We start from the raw sequence: 13,417 nt of genomic DNA on the forward strand, positions 1-13,417 counted from the left end.
GAGGCCGATGGACAATTTCCAGGAACTGCTGCACGGCTTCACCATCGCGATCACGGTGCCGCATCTGGCGCTGATGGTGGTGGGCGTGCTGCTCGGTATCCTCGTCGGCGTGCTGCCGGGGCTGGGCGCGCCGAATGGGGTGTCGCTGCTGTTGCCGTTGACGTTCGGTATGCAGCCGGTGTCGGCGATCATCCTGCTCTCCAGCATGTATTGGGGGGCGCTGTTCGGCGGCTCCGTGACCTCGATCCTGTTCAACATTCCGGGCGAGCCGTCGTCGGTCGCGACCACCTTCGACGGTTATCCGATGGCGCGCGACGGCCGGCCGACGACGGCGCTCGCCACCGCCTTTGGCTCGGCGGCGTTCGGCGCGCTGATCGGCGTCATCCTGATCACCTTCCTGGCGTCGTGGGTGGCGCAGGTCGCGCTCGCCTTCGGGCCGGCGGAATATTTTGCGGTCTATTTCCTGGCCTTTGCGAGCTTCGTCGGCATGGGCGGCGCGGCGCCGATCAAGACGGTCGTGGCGTTGGCGATCGGCTTTGCGATCGCCGCCATCGGCATCGACACGGTGTCTGGCAGTGTTCGCCTCACCATGGGCGTCGACGAACTGGTCAAGGGCGTCAATTTCGTGGTCGCGGTGATGGGCCTGTTCGGTATCGGCGAGCTCCTGGTTGCGGTCGAGGAGGAGTTTCACGCCCGCGCTGTATCATCGAAGATCGACTGGCGCGAGGTGTTTCGCGCGGTCGGCCGCCTGCCGCGGCATAGCGTTGCGCTGCTGCGGAGCGCCGCGATCGGGTGCTGGATGGGGATCACGCCGGGCGGCCCGACAGCGGCATCCTTCATGAGCTATGGCATCGCCCGGCGCTTCTCGCGCCGCGGCCGATACTTCGGCACCGGGGAGGTCGAGGGCATCATCTCCCCGGAGACCGCCGATCACGCCGCCGGCACCAGCGCTTTGCTGCCGATGCTCTCCCTCGGCATTCCCGGCTCGGCCACCGCGGCCGTCATGATGGGCGGGCTGATGATCTGGGGCCTCAATCCCGGGCCGATGCTGTTCGTCGACCAGAAGGACTTTGTGTGGGGCCTGATCGCCTCGATGTATGTCGGCAACATCGTCGCCGTCGTGCTGGTGCTGCTGACCGTGCCGGTGTTTGCCGCCCTGATGCGAATTCCGTTCGTGATCATCGCGCCGCTGATTGTGATCATCTGCGTCGTCGGCGCCTATTCGGTGTCGAATTCCTATCTCGACGTGGTCATGATGCTCGGCTTCGGCATCGTCGGCTATCTCTTCAAGAAGCTGTTCTATCCGCTGGCGCCGCTCGTGCTCGCGATCGTCATCGGCGACAAGGCCGAGGATGCGTTCCGACAATCGATGCTGATGTCCAAGGGATCGCTCGGGATCTTCTTTGCGAACAAGCTGGTGACGTGCCTGATCGTGGCCGGCATCGCGCTGGTGCTGCTTCCGCTTGTGCTGCAACTCGCGCGCCTCGGGCGCAAGCCCGCATCCCCAACGTCCGAGACGACGGCCCAGGAAAAGGTGATCATATGACCGCAAAGCCCCTCATTGCATTGGCGATGGGAGATCCCGCCGGAATCAGCCCGGAACTGACGGCGAAACTCGTGGCGCAGGACGACATCGGCACCCGCGGCCGGATCGTCGTGATCGGTGACCGCCGCATCTTCGACGAAGGCGCGCGCGTTGCCGGCGTGACGCCGGAGTTGAAGATGGTGAAGCCCGAAACCGACCTTCGCGCGGCGGACGGAGAGGCGCTGTTCGTCGATCTCGGCCATCTCGATCCCGCCGAGGTCGAGCGGGGCACTGCGAGCCTTGCCGGCGGCAGGTTCGCGCTGGCCAACTACCGGCACGCGCTCGAACTCGCGCGCGACCGCCGCGTCGCTGCCGTCTGCTTCACGCCGTTCAACAAGCAGGCGATGCGGCTGGCCCGCGCCGACTATGACGACGAGATCGCGTTTTCCGCGGAGGTCGTCGCTCTCAAGACTCCGGCCAGCGAATTCAACGTGCTCGGCGAGCTCTGGAATGCGCGCGTGACTTCGCACATCCCGCTGAAGGACGTCGCCGGACGATTGTCCAGCGACCGTATCCTGCGCGCGCTCAAGCTGACAGACGCCTGCATGCGCAATGCCGGCTTTGCACGGCCGCGCATCGCGGTCGCAGGCCTCAATCCGCACGCCGGCGATGGCGGCAATTTTGGTCGCGAGGAGATCGACGTCATTGCGCCGGCGGTCGCCGCCGGTCAGCGTGACGGGATTGCCGCGGAGGGGCCGTTTCCCGCCGACACCGTGTTCCTGCGCGCCAAAGGCGGCGCCTTCGATGCGGTGCTGACGATGTACCACGACCAAGGCCAGATCGCGATGAAGCTGATGGGCTTCGATCGCGGTGTGACCTTGCTCGGCGGCTTCCCGTTCCCGATCTGCACCCCCGCGCACGGCACCGCCTACGACATCGCAGGGCAGGGCATCGCGTCCATCGGCGCGAGCCGCGCCGCGGTGTTGCTCGCTGCCGAGATGGCCGGGCGTCGCCTCACGTGATCTGGCGCTATTTCGGGAGAGGCGACGTCAGCTCCTTGTCGGCGGTATCCACCACGAACACGGCAAGCAGCTTCGCAGGCTCGGTGTCGCTGGCATTGGCGCTAACGGCATGGCGGTCGCCGGGCTTTTCAGAGAAATTCTCTCCCTTGTGAAAGACCCTGGCGGGGCCGTCATTGACCTGACTGCGGATCGCTCCTTCCAGGACCGTGGCATAGATGAAGGCGGAGGGCGCGTGGATGTGGGCCGGTGAGGATCCTGCGGGACCGTACTCGACCAGCACGCCTTTCATGCTCTTGCCGGGGACGTTGGGCAGGGCCTGGTCGAACACGACCGTCACCTTGGCTAATGGTGTTGCCGTCTCGGCTGCATGGGCCGTCAGAAACGACGCGGCGTAAACCGCCGTCGCGATCAACAATCTGCGCATGGGATTTCCTTCATTGCCGTGGCTATCGTGATTGCAGGACCGGCGGGCCTTCAGACCGTCGCGAGCCATTTTGCAAGCGTCGTTTTTCCAAGCCGCGCCTCGCCCAGCGGGTTCAGCGTCGTGTCGTCGATGGGGGCGCCGTAATAGGGCGCCGTTGGGTCTGCCGTCACCGGACGGGTGTCGCCGGACGCCCTCAGACGTCGTGCGATGAACTCATTGAAGGGGGCCTTCTCAGGTCCTGCGATATCGATCGTGCCGTTCAGCGGCTGACCCATTGCGATCTCCGCGAGGCGATCGACCACGTCGTCGGCCGCGATCGGTTGAAACAATGCCGAGGGAACGACGATCTTCCCTTCGGTTGCAGCCGCTTCGGCAATGGCGCTGAGGAATTCGAAGAACTGGGTGGCGCGCACGATCGAGTAGGAGACCGAGGCGGACTTGATGATGGTCTCCTGGGCGAGCTTGGCACGAAAATAGGCGTTGTCGGGCGACCGTTCGGTCCCGACGATCGACAGCGCCACGTGATGCTTCACGGCTGCTGCGGCCTCTGTCGCGACGAGATTATTGCTCGAACGCTGGAAGAAGTCGAGCACGGCGGCGGGCTCCCAGGACGGCGCGTTGGCAACGTCGACGACGACGTCCGCGCCCGCAAGCGCGGCAGCGAGGCCTTCCCCGGTCACGGCGTTCACGCCTGATTTCGGCGAGGCCGCCATTATCTCGTGGCCGTATTGTCTCAGCTTCGTCACGAGCTTGGATCCAATCAATCCGGTCCCGCCGATCACGACGATCTTCATGGCATGTCTCCTTGGCATTCTGCGAACGCGAGATGATCAAGACCAACCGCTACTCGCACTCTCACGTCCACGAAAGCATTGCGAGTCTTACCCGGATCACGGGGCAAGCTCTTGCCTGTAACCGGCCTGCCTTGCCGAAAAATGCTCGATAGAGAGCCGCCGCGGTGTGACTATTGCCGTGCGTCAATCCGGGCCATCCGAGAACCGCCGATACGGTGATACTCGGCAAGAAACTGGTCGTTCGGCAAATGGCTGTCGCCGTCGCGCGAATACTCCGTTTTCAAGCCATTGAGGAAGAACATTTCATGCGCGCGTTCGTGCTTGGCTTCGATCGGGCCGCGTGGCTCCAGCGCGAACAGCCCGTGGACATGTCCGGCCACGGTTTCAGACACGTTGATCCGTCCTGCAACTCCGTACGCTTCCATGAACCATGCGGTGTTGACCGCATCGCCCCAGATGTCGAAGGTCATCCTGCGGAGGCCGACGACGCCCGAAATGACGGGCCCGGTATGGATGCCGATGCGCAGTTCCGGGCCATGTTCGCCAACCGTTTCGTATTGTGCCTTCAGGCGATCGAGCCGGGCGCGCATCTCCAGCGCCGCCAGGCAAACATCGATTGAATGTCGCCGGTCGGGCGATAGCACGCCGGCCACCGCCATGTAGGCGTCGCCAATGGTCTTGACCTTCTCCAGACCATACCGGGCGCCGATTTCGTCCAGCGCCGAGAAATACTTATCGAGGAGATTGATGAGCCGGGCCGGCTCGGTTCGTTCGGCGAGCTGCGTAAAGCCTTGGATATCCGCGAACAGGATGGTTGCCGACCGCGTATATCTGGGCTGGACCCTGCCGCTGCGCCTGAGTTCGTCGGCGATCGGCGCCGGCAGGACATTGCGCAGCAGGGCTTCGGCGCGCGCGCGCTCGGCAGCGGCATCCAGTCGTGCCTGCTCGAGCTCCCTGATGGTCCGGCCGTACTCGAGCAGTCTGCGGCGGAGCTCCAGTTGCGCCAGGATCTGATGCGACAGCATTCGCAGCGCTTCCGTCTGCTGGAAGGAAAGCTCCCGCGGCTCGAAGTCCATCACACAGAGCGTTCCGAGCGCATAGCCTTCATCGGTAATCAGCGGCATGCCGCAATAGAACCGGCAGGATGGCCTGAGCGCGACCATCGGACTGTTCCGAAATCGCGGATCCTGTTTCAGGTCGGGAATGACGAGCAGTTCGGCGCCGCAAATCGTCGTCGCGCAGACAGCGCTCTCGCGTGGCGCGTCGGTGACGTCGGCCGGCAGACCATATCTCGCCTTGAGCCAGCGCCGGTCGTCATCGATAAAGCTGATATAGGAAACCGGGCAGCCGCAAAGTTGCGCCGCAAGCTCGGCAATTTCGTCGTAAGCGGCTTCAGGCGCACTGTCGATGATGTCGAGCGCGCGTAGGGCGGCGAGCCGTTCTGTTTCGTTTGTGGGCGCCGGTGACGGCATGTTGGTCTCCGCGGAGGAGATCCTAAGACGGCCTCCCGCTTTCCGGAAAACCAAGCGGTGCGACCATTCCGTTCATTTGGGAAGCGCTGGAGGTGCGACAAGTGCTGTTCCAGCAGGTGGCACACCGGTTCCACCGCTGCGCGACCCCTGGGTCAGCGAAGCCCGTTTCGGGCGTGGAACGTTATGGCGCCGGGAGGGTTCGGTTTCGCTGGGAGACAAGCGCATCGCAACCGATCCTTGGAGGGAACCGCCATGAGCAGCGATGCAGGCCGCAATGGTCCGTCATTGAGCGCGCTGTTCCGGGCGCCGGGGAGCGGACCCACGCTCGACGTGCTCGGTGTGACGCATAGCTACAAGGCGATGGCGAGCGATACCGGCCAACAATTCTCCGTGTGGGAATCGATCGTGCCGCCGGGCCGCGGTGCGCCGGCGCACACGCACAGCCGCGAAGACGAGGCATTCTATGTGCTCAGCGGCGAGGTGGTGATGGACGTCGAAGGTGCTGCCGGTCCGCTGCGTCTCGGTACCGGTGCATTTCTTTTCGCTCCACGCCATCGGCGTCACGGCTATCGTAACGTCGGCACGGATACGGCGCGCCTCCTGGTGTTCGCGATGCCGGGCGCCGGTCTCGATCACATGTTTGCTGCCTTCGACGAGCTTGGACGACGCAGCGAAGGCATGCCCTCCGTCCTGGCCATTGCAACGATCGCCGGGCAGCATGGTGTCGTGATCCATTCTTCGGCCGCTTGAGCCGATAAAGGCGCCATGATCGTCCGACTTCGTGAACGATGCTCCGTTGCCGCTGTTTTGCCCGATGTGTCAATCGCTTACGTAGCGCGAGCACGCATCATGCCGGCAACCTCAGGCTACTTTGCATGGGGTTGTTTTCCAGAATTTTTGAGCCAGAGCTGCGAGGCGCGCCTTCCGGTCCGGGCCTATACCCCGCAGACGATCACACCGTACCAGCCGAGCCCCCGATAGGTCTCGTAGCCCGGCGTCGCATGGAAGGCGACCAGCGCGCCGGTGCGGTCGTGATAGAAGCCGGAGCGCTGGCCGTTCAGCGCGAGCGAGATGCGCTCGCTGAGGATGCCCTGGCCGTCGGAAGCCGCGATAACGCGGAGATTCGAGTCGACCAGCAGCACGCGAGCCTTGTCGCTGTCGCCGACGCGCACGCCTTGCACGATGGCGCGGGCCTGCGCCTCCCAGTCGAAATGGATGGCGAGTACGCCGATCGGCGCGCCGTTGGCCTGGCCGCCGGCGCGGACGCTGGCGCAATAGGTCGCGACCTGCGCGTTGCCGAGCAGCGGCTGGTTCTCGACGTCGCCGGCGACATAGTCGTCGCCGGAGCGCAGCCCCTTCGCCTCTCGAAACCACTTTGTGTGGGCGACGTTCTGGCCGATCACCCGAAAGCGGTCGGCGCGACCGCTGGCGATGACGTTGCCGTCGAGGTCGCAGAGCCAGAGGTCGAGATAGACGGTGTAGGCTCCGAGAATCACGCCGAGCCGCTGCGAGGCATAATTGACTGTCGCCGATGCAGGGGAGGCCGCGCAATCGACCACGGCGGAATCGGTTGCCCACCAGCGCACGTCGCAGGTGCGCTCATAGAGGTTGCGGTCGATCAGCTCGACCGCATTGAGCGACAAATCGACCATGCGCTCGCCGCGCGAGCGCTGGCTCATGCGGTCGATCGAGGAGACCAGATCGCCGGTGCGTTTCGTCAGCTGGGTTTCGAGCTCGCGGGCGATGGTCTCGACCTGCTGGCCGACGCCGCGCACTTCCTGCGCCACCACGGCGAAGCCCGCGCCTTGGGCGCCGGCGCGCGAACTCTCGATCAGCGCGTTCAGCGCCAGCATCTTCATCTGATTGGTGATCTGCTGGATCGCCTTGGTCTTGTCGACCGCGATCTGGTTGACCTCCGCGGTCAGGCGATTGATCAGCGCGGAGATATCGGAATCATCGTCGGGCTCGGTGGTTCCGTTCGCGATCGGCTTGGCCTTCAGACCCAGCGCAGCAGACATCGGGGACTTCCCTTGGCAATGAGGTCTGATCTGCAACCGGCCCGAACAACAGATCGCAGATCGAATACGAGTATTTTTCGAAGATTCCGCCTAACGCCTGCTTAATTTGCCGTTTCGCGGAATGCCTAAATGATAGTCAATCCGGCCTGTAGAGCGGCCATCCACCGCTTTGTGTCCGCTTGCCGTTGCAAATCCCGAGGGATTCCCGGCCAATCCCCTTAAGTGGGCAGCCGGATGCCTGCGTGACGGTCCGGGCCCCGAGTTCCAACAGCAGTCCCTCGAATCATGACGCCGCCCGCCACCGCCTTGCCCGTCGAAGTGCCCCAGGCGTTCCTGGGCGTGGCGCGCTCGCTCACCGACAAGCTCTGGCGCGACCGGCTGGACGCGCGCGGGGCGGCCAAGGCGCTTGCCATCGTGCAGCGGCACCAATTGCCGGAGCTGCTGGCGCGGGTGCTGGCAGGCCGGGGCGTTGACATCGATGGGGTCACCGACTTCCTCGATCCGACCATCCGCAAGCTGCTGCCGGATCCGTTCACGGTGACGGAGATGGAGGCCGCCGCAAGGCGAATCGCTGATGCGGCAGCGAAGGGAGAGAAGGTCGCGATCTTCGGTGATTACGACGTCGACGGCGCCACCTCGTCCGCGCTGCTCGCCTGGCACCTGCGCCATTGCGGGCTCGACCCGCTGATCCACATTCCCGATCGCATCTTTGAAGGTTACGGCCCCAACGTCGAAGCGGTTCGCGGGTTGGTGGCAAAGGGGGCGACGCTGCTCGTCACCGTCGATTGCGGCACCACCAGCATCGAGCCGCTCGCCGAAGCCAAGCGCCTCGGCATGTCCGTCGTCGTGATCGATCATCATCAGGCCAGCACGGAGCTGCCGGAGGTCGATGCGCTGGTCAATCCGAACCGGCTCGACGATCTCTCCGGCCTCGGCCATCTCGCCGCTGTCGGCCTCGTGCTGGTGACGCTGGTCGCGGTCAACCGCGAACTGCGCCAGCGCGGCTTCTGGACCAGCGAGATGCCCGAGCCCGATCTACTCGGCATGCTGCATCACGTCGCGCTCGGCACGGTTGCGGATGTCGCGCCGTTGATCGGTCTCAATCGCGCTTTCGTCGCAAAAGGGCTGATCGCGTTGCGGCGCCGTGACCATGTCGGCCATACCGCCCTGATGGACGTGGCGCGGCTCAATGGCCCGCCGGAGGCCTGGCATCTCGGATTCATGCTGGGGCCGCGCGTCAATGCCGGCGGCCGCATCGGCCGCGCCGATCTCGGCGTGCGGCTGCTGCTGGAAGGCGACAGTGTCGAGGCGGCGCGGATCGCCGCCGAGCTCGATCGCCTCAACAGCGAGCGCCGCGTCATCGAGCAGGCAGCCGAAGCGCAGGCCGAAGCCGAAGCGCTCGCCTCGATCGGGCTGGAGGACAAGCTCGGCGTCATCGTCACGGCCTCCGAAGGCTGGCATCCCGGCGTGGTCGGCCTCGTCGCATCCCGGCTGAAGGAGAAGTTTTCGCGGCCCGCCTTTGCGATCGCGCTGGAGCCCGGCGGCATCGGCACCGGCTCGGGTCGCTCCATCGCCGGCGTCGATCTCGGCAAGGCGGTGCGGCAGGCCGTGACCGACGGCATTTTGCTGAAAGGCGGTGGCCACGCGATGGCCGCTGGCGTGACCTTGCGGAAGGAGAAGCTCGCCGAATTCCGCGCCTATCTCGAAAATGCGCTGGCGCGCGATGTTGCCGAGGCGCGCCACGTCAACGAGCTTTATATCGACGGCGCCGTCTCCGCGCGCGCGGTGACGCCGGAGCTTGCGTCCACGCTCAACCGCGCAGGCCCCTTCGGGAGCGGCAATCCGGAAGCCATGCTGGCGTTGCCGGCGCACCAGCTCGTCTATGCCGACGAGGTCGGCCAGGCGCATCTGCGCCTGCGTTTCAAGTCGGGCGACGGCGCCATCGTCAACGGCATTGCGTTCCGTTCGGTCGGCCAGAAGCTCGGCAACGCGCTCCTCGCCAATCGCGGCCAGCAATTGCATGTCGCGGGATCATTGTCGGTCGACCGCTACCAGGGCGCCGAACGCGTGCAATTCCGCGTCGTCGACGTCGCGCTACCGGACAGGGGGCCATCCATGATTAGGTAACGCATGATCCGGACCCGAAGGGCCGCGCTAGCGCAAAATGCGAAGCGGTTTTCCGACAAGACCATGCGCAAAAATAGATCGCCGCAAACAACAAAAAAAGGAGTGAAACATGGCAGGACAGGTTCAGGGCAAGGTCGCGCTGGTGACAGGCGGCGCCTCGGGCATCGGCGAAGCGATCGTCGAGCTGTTCGCGCGCGAGGGCGCGACTGTCGTTGCCACCGACATCGACGAGCTCAGAGGTCCCGAACTCGCAAAGCGCATCACCGGGGCCGGCGGCAAGGCGATCTTCCTGGAACAGGATGTCACCAGCGAGGAACGCTGGATCGAGATCGCAGCCGACATCGCGAAGCGCCATGGCCGGCTCGACATTCTCGTCTCCAATGCCGGCATCGGCATCGCCGTGCCCTCGATCGTCGACATGACGCTCGGTGACTGGCGCAGGCAGAGCGCGATCAACCTTGACGGCGTGTTTCTTTCCGTCAAGCACTGCCTGCCTTTAATGCGCAAGTCCGGGGGCGGTTCGATCGTCATGATGTCCTCGCTCGCGGGCCTGCGTGGCTCGCCGGGGCTGTCGGCCTATTCGGCGACCAAGGGCGGCGTGCGGCTGTTCGCAAAGTCGATCGCGATGGAATGCGCGGCTGCTGCTGACGGTATCCGCGTCAACTCCGTTCATCCCGGCATCATCGACACGCCGATCTGGGGCAAGATCCCGACGGGCGCGACCGGAAACCAGGGCAACGCGCCGATTGATCCGGAGGAACGCGCCCGGATCGTTACCCCGCTTGGCCGTGCCGGCCACGCTGCAGAGATCGCCAGCGGCGTCCTGTATCTGGCCTCGGATGCTTCGCGCTACGTCACCGGCAGCGAGCTCGTCATCGATGGCGGCATGAACGCCGGCGGCGTGCCGCGGCGAGCCTAAGGCGCGCAGGGCAGGGCGGCGCTTGCAGGGGCTGACGCGCCGGCACTGCCCCTGTACAACGCGAGGAATTCCGACCGACAGAGGTTTTCTTTGCCATGGCGCACAGCCTTCATTCGTCTTCTTGCGCGCCTGAGCCCGTCCGCTCGAACCGTCCGGATCTCGCCAGCGATGCGATCCGCACCGCGCGCGAGGACCTTGCAGCCTGTTTCCGCATGGCCGCGCGCAACGGTTTTGAAGAGGGCATCTGCAACCACTTCTCGGCCGTGGTGCCGGGCCATGACGATCTCTTCCTGGTCAACCCTTATGGCTACGCCTTCCGCGAGCTGACGGCCTCGAAGCTCCTGATCTGCGATTTCCACGGCAACGTGCTCGACGGCGAGGGCGTGCCCGAGGCGACTGCATTCTACATCCATGCCGAGATGCACAAGCGCCTGCCGCGCGCGAAGGTCGCCTTCCACACCCACATGCCCTATGCCACGGCGCTGTCGATGACCGAGGGCGATCCCCTGATCTGGGCCGGCCAGACCGCCCTGAAGTTTTATGGTCGTACGGCGGTCGATCGCGACTACAACGGCCTCGCGCTCGACGACCGCGAAGGCGCGCGCATCGCCTCCGCTGTGGGCGATGCGGACATCGTCTTCATGAAGCACCATGGCGTCATGGTGCTGGCCCCGACCATTGCAGAGGCCTGGGACGATCTTTACTACCTCGAGCGTGCCGCCGAGGTGCAGGTGCTGGCAATGTCGACTGGACGCAAGGTGCTGCCGGTCGATGCCGCCATTGCGGCCGAAACCTACAAGCAGATGCGCGACGGCGATTCCGAATCCGCGCGGCTGCATCTCGCAGCGATCCGGCGTCAGCTGGATGCCGAGGAGCCGCAGTACCGGCACTGAGCCTGCCTTACGATCCCTGCCGCAGCTTGGCCAGCACCTTCAGCCCGCCATAGCCGTCCGCAGGGGTGATCCCGGCCTTCTGCTGAAAATCCTTGATCGCCTTCATCGTATCGTTGCCGACACGGCCGTCGGTGCCGCCGGTGTCGAAACCGGCCTTGGTCAGCCGCGTCTGCATCTCCTGCACCTCGGCGAGCGTGAGCGCGCGTTCGGAGCCGGGGAAGGGCTGGATGAAGGGCGGCGCGCCGAGGCAGCGGTCGCCGAGATGGCAGATCGCCAGCGCATAGTTCATCGAGGGATTGTAGCTCTTGACCGAGTAAAAATTCGGTCCCAGCAGGAATGTCGGTCCGCCCGCGACCGGCGTCCACATCTGCGCGGATGCATTCGGTTGCGGAAATGGCTGGCCGTCGGCGCGGATGACGCCCGCTGATGCCCAGGCGGCGTAGGTGCGGCTGCCGTTTATGTCGCCGGACGCGCGCACCTCATAGCCCCAGTGCTCGCCGCGATGCCACTTGCCGCGATTGACCAGGTACTTTGCCGTCGAGCCCAGGGCATCGTCGGGCTTGCCGAACGGGGAGACCTTGCCGTCGCCGTCATAGTCGATGCCGACATTGAGCCAGACCTCCGGCATCCATTGCGAATGCCCCATTGCGCCGGCCCAGGATCCCTGCATCTGCTCCGGCGTGCTCCAGCCCTTGTCGACGATGCGCAGCGCGTTGATCAGTTCGGTCTCCCAATAGGCTTTTCGGCGCGGCTCGTTCCAGGCGAGCGCGGCGAGCGAGGGGAATACCGGCGTCATGTGGTTCTGCTGCACCAGCGGATCGCCATAGGCGGACTCCACGCCCCACAGCGCCAGCAGCGTGCCGCGCTCGACGCCGAAATCGCGCTCGATGCGCGCAAGCAGCGCCTCGTTGTTCTTGAGCGCGATCTTGCCGTTGATGATACGCCAGTCCGAGACGCGGCGGTTGATGTATTGCCAGACCTGCTCGTGGAATTCGGGCTGGTTGCGCATCTGCTTGAACACGCTCATGTCGGGCTCGACCCGCGCCATCGCGCGCTGCCATGTCGCGGCCGAAATGCCTTTCGCCATTGCGCGTGCGCGAAAACCCTCGCGCCATTTGTCGAAGCCCGGTGGCGCGGCGAGGAGGTGCGTCGGGAATGTGATGAGCGCGGCTGCGCCAAGCGTGGATCGAAGCAGGGCGCGGCGGCTGTGATCGGCAGAGGAATCAGCTTGTTTCATGGACCCATTCTAGCGGGAAACATGGTCCCTGCGAGTCGGTTCCTGAAACAGGAGGAACAGGCCCATCGGCCCCGCATTCCCCGGAACAAACTGTCGCGCTCCGGCATTCCCCTCGCACCACGTTGGAGGATGAGAAGATGAAAAAATATCTGTTTGCCGCTGCCACGGTCGCCGCCATCGTGGCTCCTGCATTCGCCGACGAAGTCGGTGTTCACGTCGGCCCGGGCGGCGCCGGCGTGACGGTCGGACAGTCCCACGACTATCGTGAGCGGGACCGCGATCGCGACCGCACCACGGTCATCAAGGAGCGCGAGCCTGCCGACCGCACGACGGTGATCAAGAAGGAAGATGAATTCGGCAACCGCAGCAAGACCGAAATTCATCACGATAACGACTGACGGAGCGGGTCCCGGCTGGCCGGGGCCCGCCTTCCGCACCAAGCCTGTTCATCGAGAATTCGGGGTGGAATGAAGATACGCGCACATGCGGAGAGCCATGTCGTCGAACTCGACGACGGATCGCAATGGCAGATCTATCCGGGCGATCTCGCAACCACGTTGAGCTGGAAGCCCGAAACCGATTTGCGTCTCGAGCGGAGTGCTGATCGGATGAGTTCGCATGTGCTGGTGAATGCCGCCGATCAGAGCCGCGTGCGCGTGATCGCGGCGGGCGAAGCTTGGCCCGACGGCGAGGTTAAGAAAGCGTTGAAGGACGGCTAAGCGTCTTTGCGCTTGCCCGGATATCCCAATTTGAAGGCTGTCGCTTTACGGTCGGTTCGTGTCCGTCTGCGCAGAATGCGCGCATGCGGGAGCTGTTCGACATCATCTGTACCAATCCCTGGCCGTTCGGCGCCGGGCTGTTTGTCGTGATCCTGATGATCATCGTCGAGAACTTTGGCCGCGGCATTCAGGGCGACTGTGCCGTCAGCGACGGATGCCGATGGAGGCGACGGCGGCTGCGGTGGTGACGGAGGCGGCGGCGACTAG

13 protein-coding genes and 1 pseudogene are annotated in these 13,417 nt (G+C 64.8%); 9 read left to right on the forward strand and 5 right to left on the reverse strand.

Translation table 11 applies throughout. The features are described 5' to 3' along the window. Positions 1 to 7 precede the first annotated feature (7 nt). Positions 8 to 1,546 (forward strand): tripartite tricarboxylate transporter permease, encoded by a 1,539-nt coding sequence (locus IVA80_RS19575; protein ID WP_247433824.1) that lies wholly within the window; start codon positions 8 to 10, stop codon positions 1,544 to 1,546. Further along, entirely contained in the window at positions 1,543 to 2,547 is a 1,005-nt protein-coding gene (locus tag IVA80_RS19580) for a 4-hydroxythreonine-4-phosphate dehydrogenase PdxA (protein ID WP_247433829.1), read from the forward strand. The genes IVA80_RS19575 and IVA80_RS19580 overlap by 4 nt, the downstream gene beginning before the upstream one ends. Before the next feature lie 7 nt (positions 2,548 to 2,554). Here IVA80_RS19580 and IVA80_RS19585 read toward each other — a convergent pair whose 3' ends face one another. From IVA80_RS19585 to IVA80_RS19595, 3 genes are all read right to left on the reverse strand, one after another. Further along, complete coding sequence (locus IVA80_RS19585) at positions 2,555 to 2,971, reverse strand: cupin domain-containing protein (protein WP_247433831.1); 417 nt, start codon at positions 2,969 to 2,971, stop codon at positions 2,555 to 2,557. Between the two features lie 50 nt (positions 2,972 to 3,021). Beyond that, the gene (locus tag IVA80_RS19590; RefSeq protein ID WP_247433834.1) at positions 3,022 to 3,765 is read right to left on the reverse strand and encodes an SDR family oxidoreductase; all 744 of its coding nucleotides are present in this window, start codon (positions 3,763 to 3,765) and stop codon (positions 3,022 to 3,024) included. A 170-nt stretch (positions 3,766 to 3,935) separates the two neighbouring features. Then, positions 3,936 to 5,237, reverse strand: coding sequence for an adenylate/guanylate cyclase domain-containing protein (locus tag IVA80_RS19595; protein WP_247433837.1), 1,302 nt, complete (start codon positions 5,235 to 5,237; stop codon positions 3,936 to 3,938). 252 nt (positions 5,238 to 5,489) lie between these two features. Here IVA80_RS19595 and IVA80_RS19600 point away from each other — a divergent pair, with 252 nt between their 5' ends. Continuing rightward, positions 5,490 to 5,987 (forward strand): cupin domain-containing protein, encoded by a 498-nt coding sequence (locus IVA80_RS19600; protein ID WP_247433840.1) that lies wholly within the window; start codon positions 5,490 to 5,492, stop codon positions 5,985 to 5,987. Positions 5,988 to 6,172: 185 nt separating this feature from the next. On the opposite strand, the gene IVA80_RS19605 is transcribed toward IVA80_RS19600, so the two are convergent. Continuing rightward, positions 6,173 to 7,255 carry a methyl-accepting chemotaxis protein gene (locus tag IVA80_RS19605; RefSeq protein ID WP_247433843.1) on the reverse strand — a complete coding sequence of 361 codons (1,083 nt, stop codon included), beginning with the start codon at positions 7,253 to 7,255 and terminating at the stop codon, positions 6,173 to 6,175. A gap of 285 nt (positions 7,256 to 7,540) precedes the next feature. Here IVA80_RS19605 and recJ point away from each other — a divergent pair, with 285 nt between their 5' ends. The 3 genes from recJ to IVA80_RS19620 all read left to right on the forward strand — a co-directional run bounded on the left by recJ (position 7,541) and on the right by IVA80_RS19620 (position 11,194). Beyond that, the gene (gene recJ, locus IVA80_RS19610) at positions 7,541 to 9,382 is read left to right on the forward strand and encodes a single-stranded-DNA-specific exonuclease RecJ (RefSeq protein WP_247433846.1); all 1,842 of its coding nucleotides are present in this window, start codon (positions 7,541 to 7,543) and stop codon (positions 9,380 to 9,382) included. Positions 9,383 to 9,491: 109 nt separating this feature from the next. Next, a complete protein-coding gene (locus IVA80_RS19615; RefSeq protein WP_247433849.1) occupies positions 9,492 to 10,301 on the forward strand; it encodes a glucose 1-dehydrogenase in 810 nt (269 codons plus the stop codon). Positions 10,302 to 10,396: 95 nt separating this feature from the next. Then, positions 10,397 to 11,194, forward strand: a complete 798-nt coding sequence (locus tag IVA80_RS19620) for an aldolase (protein WP_247433852.1) — start codon at positions 10,397 to 10,399, stop codon at positions 11,192 to 11,194. A gap of 7 nt (positions 11,195 to 11,201) precedes the next feature. Here the strand turns inward: IVA80_RS19620 and IVA80_RS19625 are convergent, their stop codons facing one another. Further along, positions 11,202 to 12,431: a lytic murein transglycosylase gene (locus tag IVA80_RS19625; RefSeq protein ID WP_247433855.1), complete on the reverse strand. Its 1,230-nt coding sequence runs from the start codon at positions 12,429 to 12,431 to the stop codon at positions 11,202 to 11,204. A gap of 137 nt (positions 12,432 to 12,568) precedes the next feature. On the opposite strand from IVA80_RS19625, the gene IVA80_RS19630 reads away from it, so the two are divergent. The 3 genes and pseudogenes from IVA80_RS19630 to IVA80_RS19640 all read left to right on the forward strand — a co-directional run bounded on the left by IVA80_RS19630 (position 12,569) and on the right by IVA80_RS19640 (position 13,417). After that, entirely contained in the window at positions 12,569 to 12,829 is a 261-nt protein-coding gene (locus IVA80_RS19630; protein WP_247433858.1) for a hypothetical protein, read from the forward strand. 69 nt (positions 12,830 to 12,898) lie between these two features. After that, entirely contained in the window at positions 12,899 to 13,150 is a 252-nt protein-coding gene (locus IVA80_RS19635; RefSeq protein WP_247433861.1) for a hypothetical protein, read from the forward strand. A gap of 83 nt (positions 13,151 to 13,233) precedes the next feature. Beyond that, positions 13,234 to 13,417 (forward strand): annotated as a pseudogene (locus tag IVA80_RS19640) (hypothetical protein).

Origin of the sequence: Bradyrhizobium sp. 139 (assembly GCF_023074175.1) — a bacterium.
Taxonomy (GTDB): domain Bacteria; phylum Pseudomonadota; class Alphaproteobacteria; order Rhizobiales; family Xanthobacteraceae; genus Bradyrhizobium.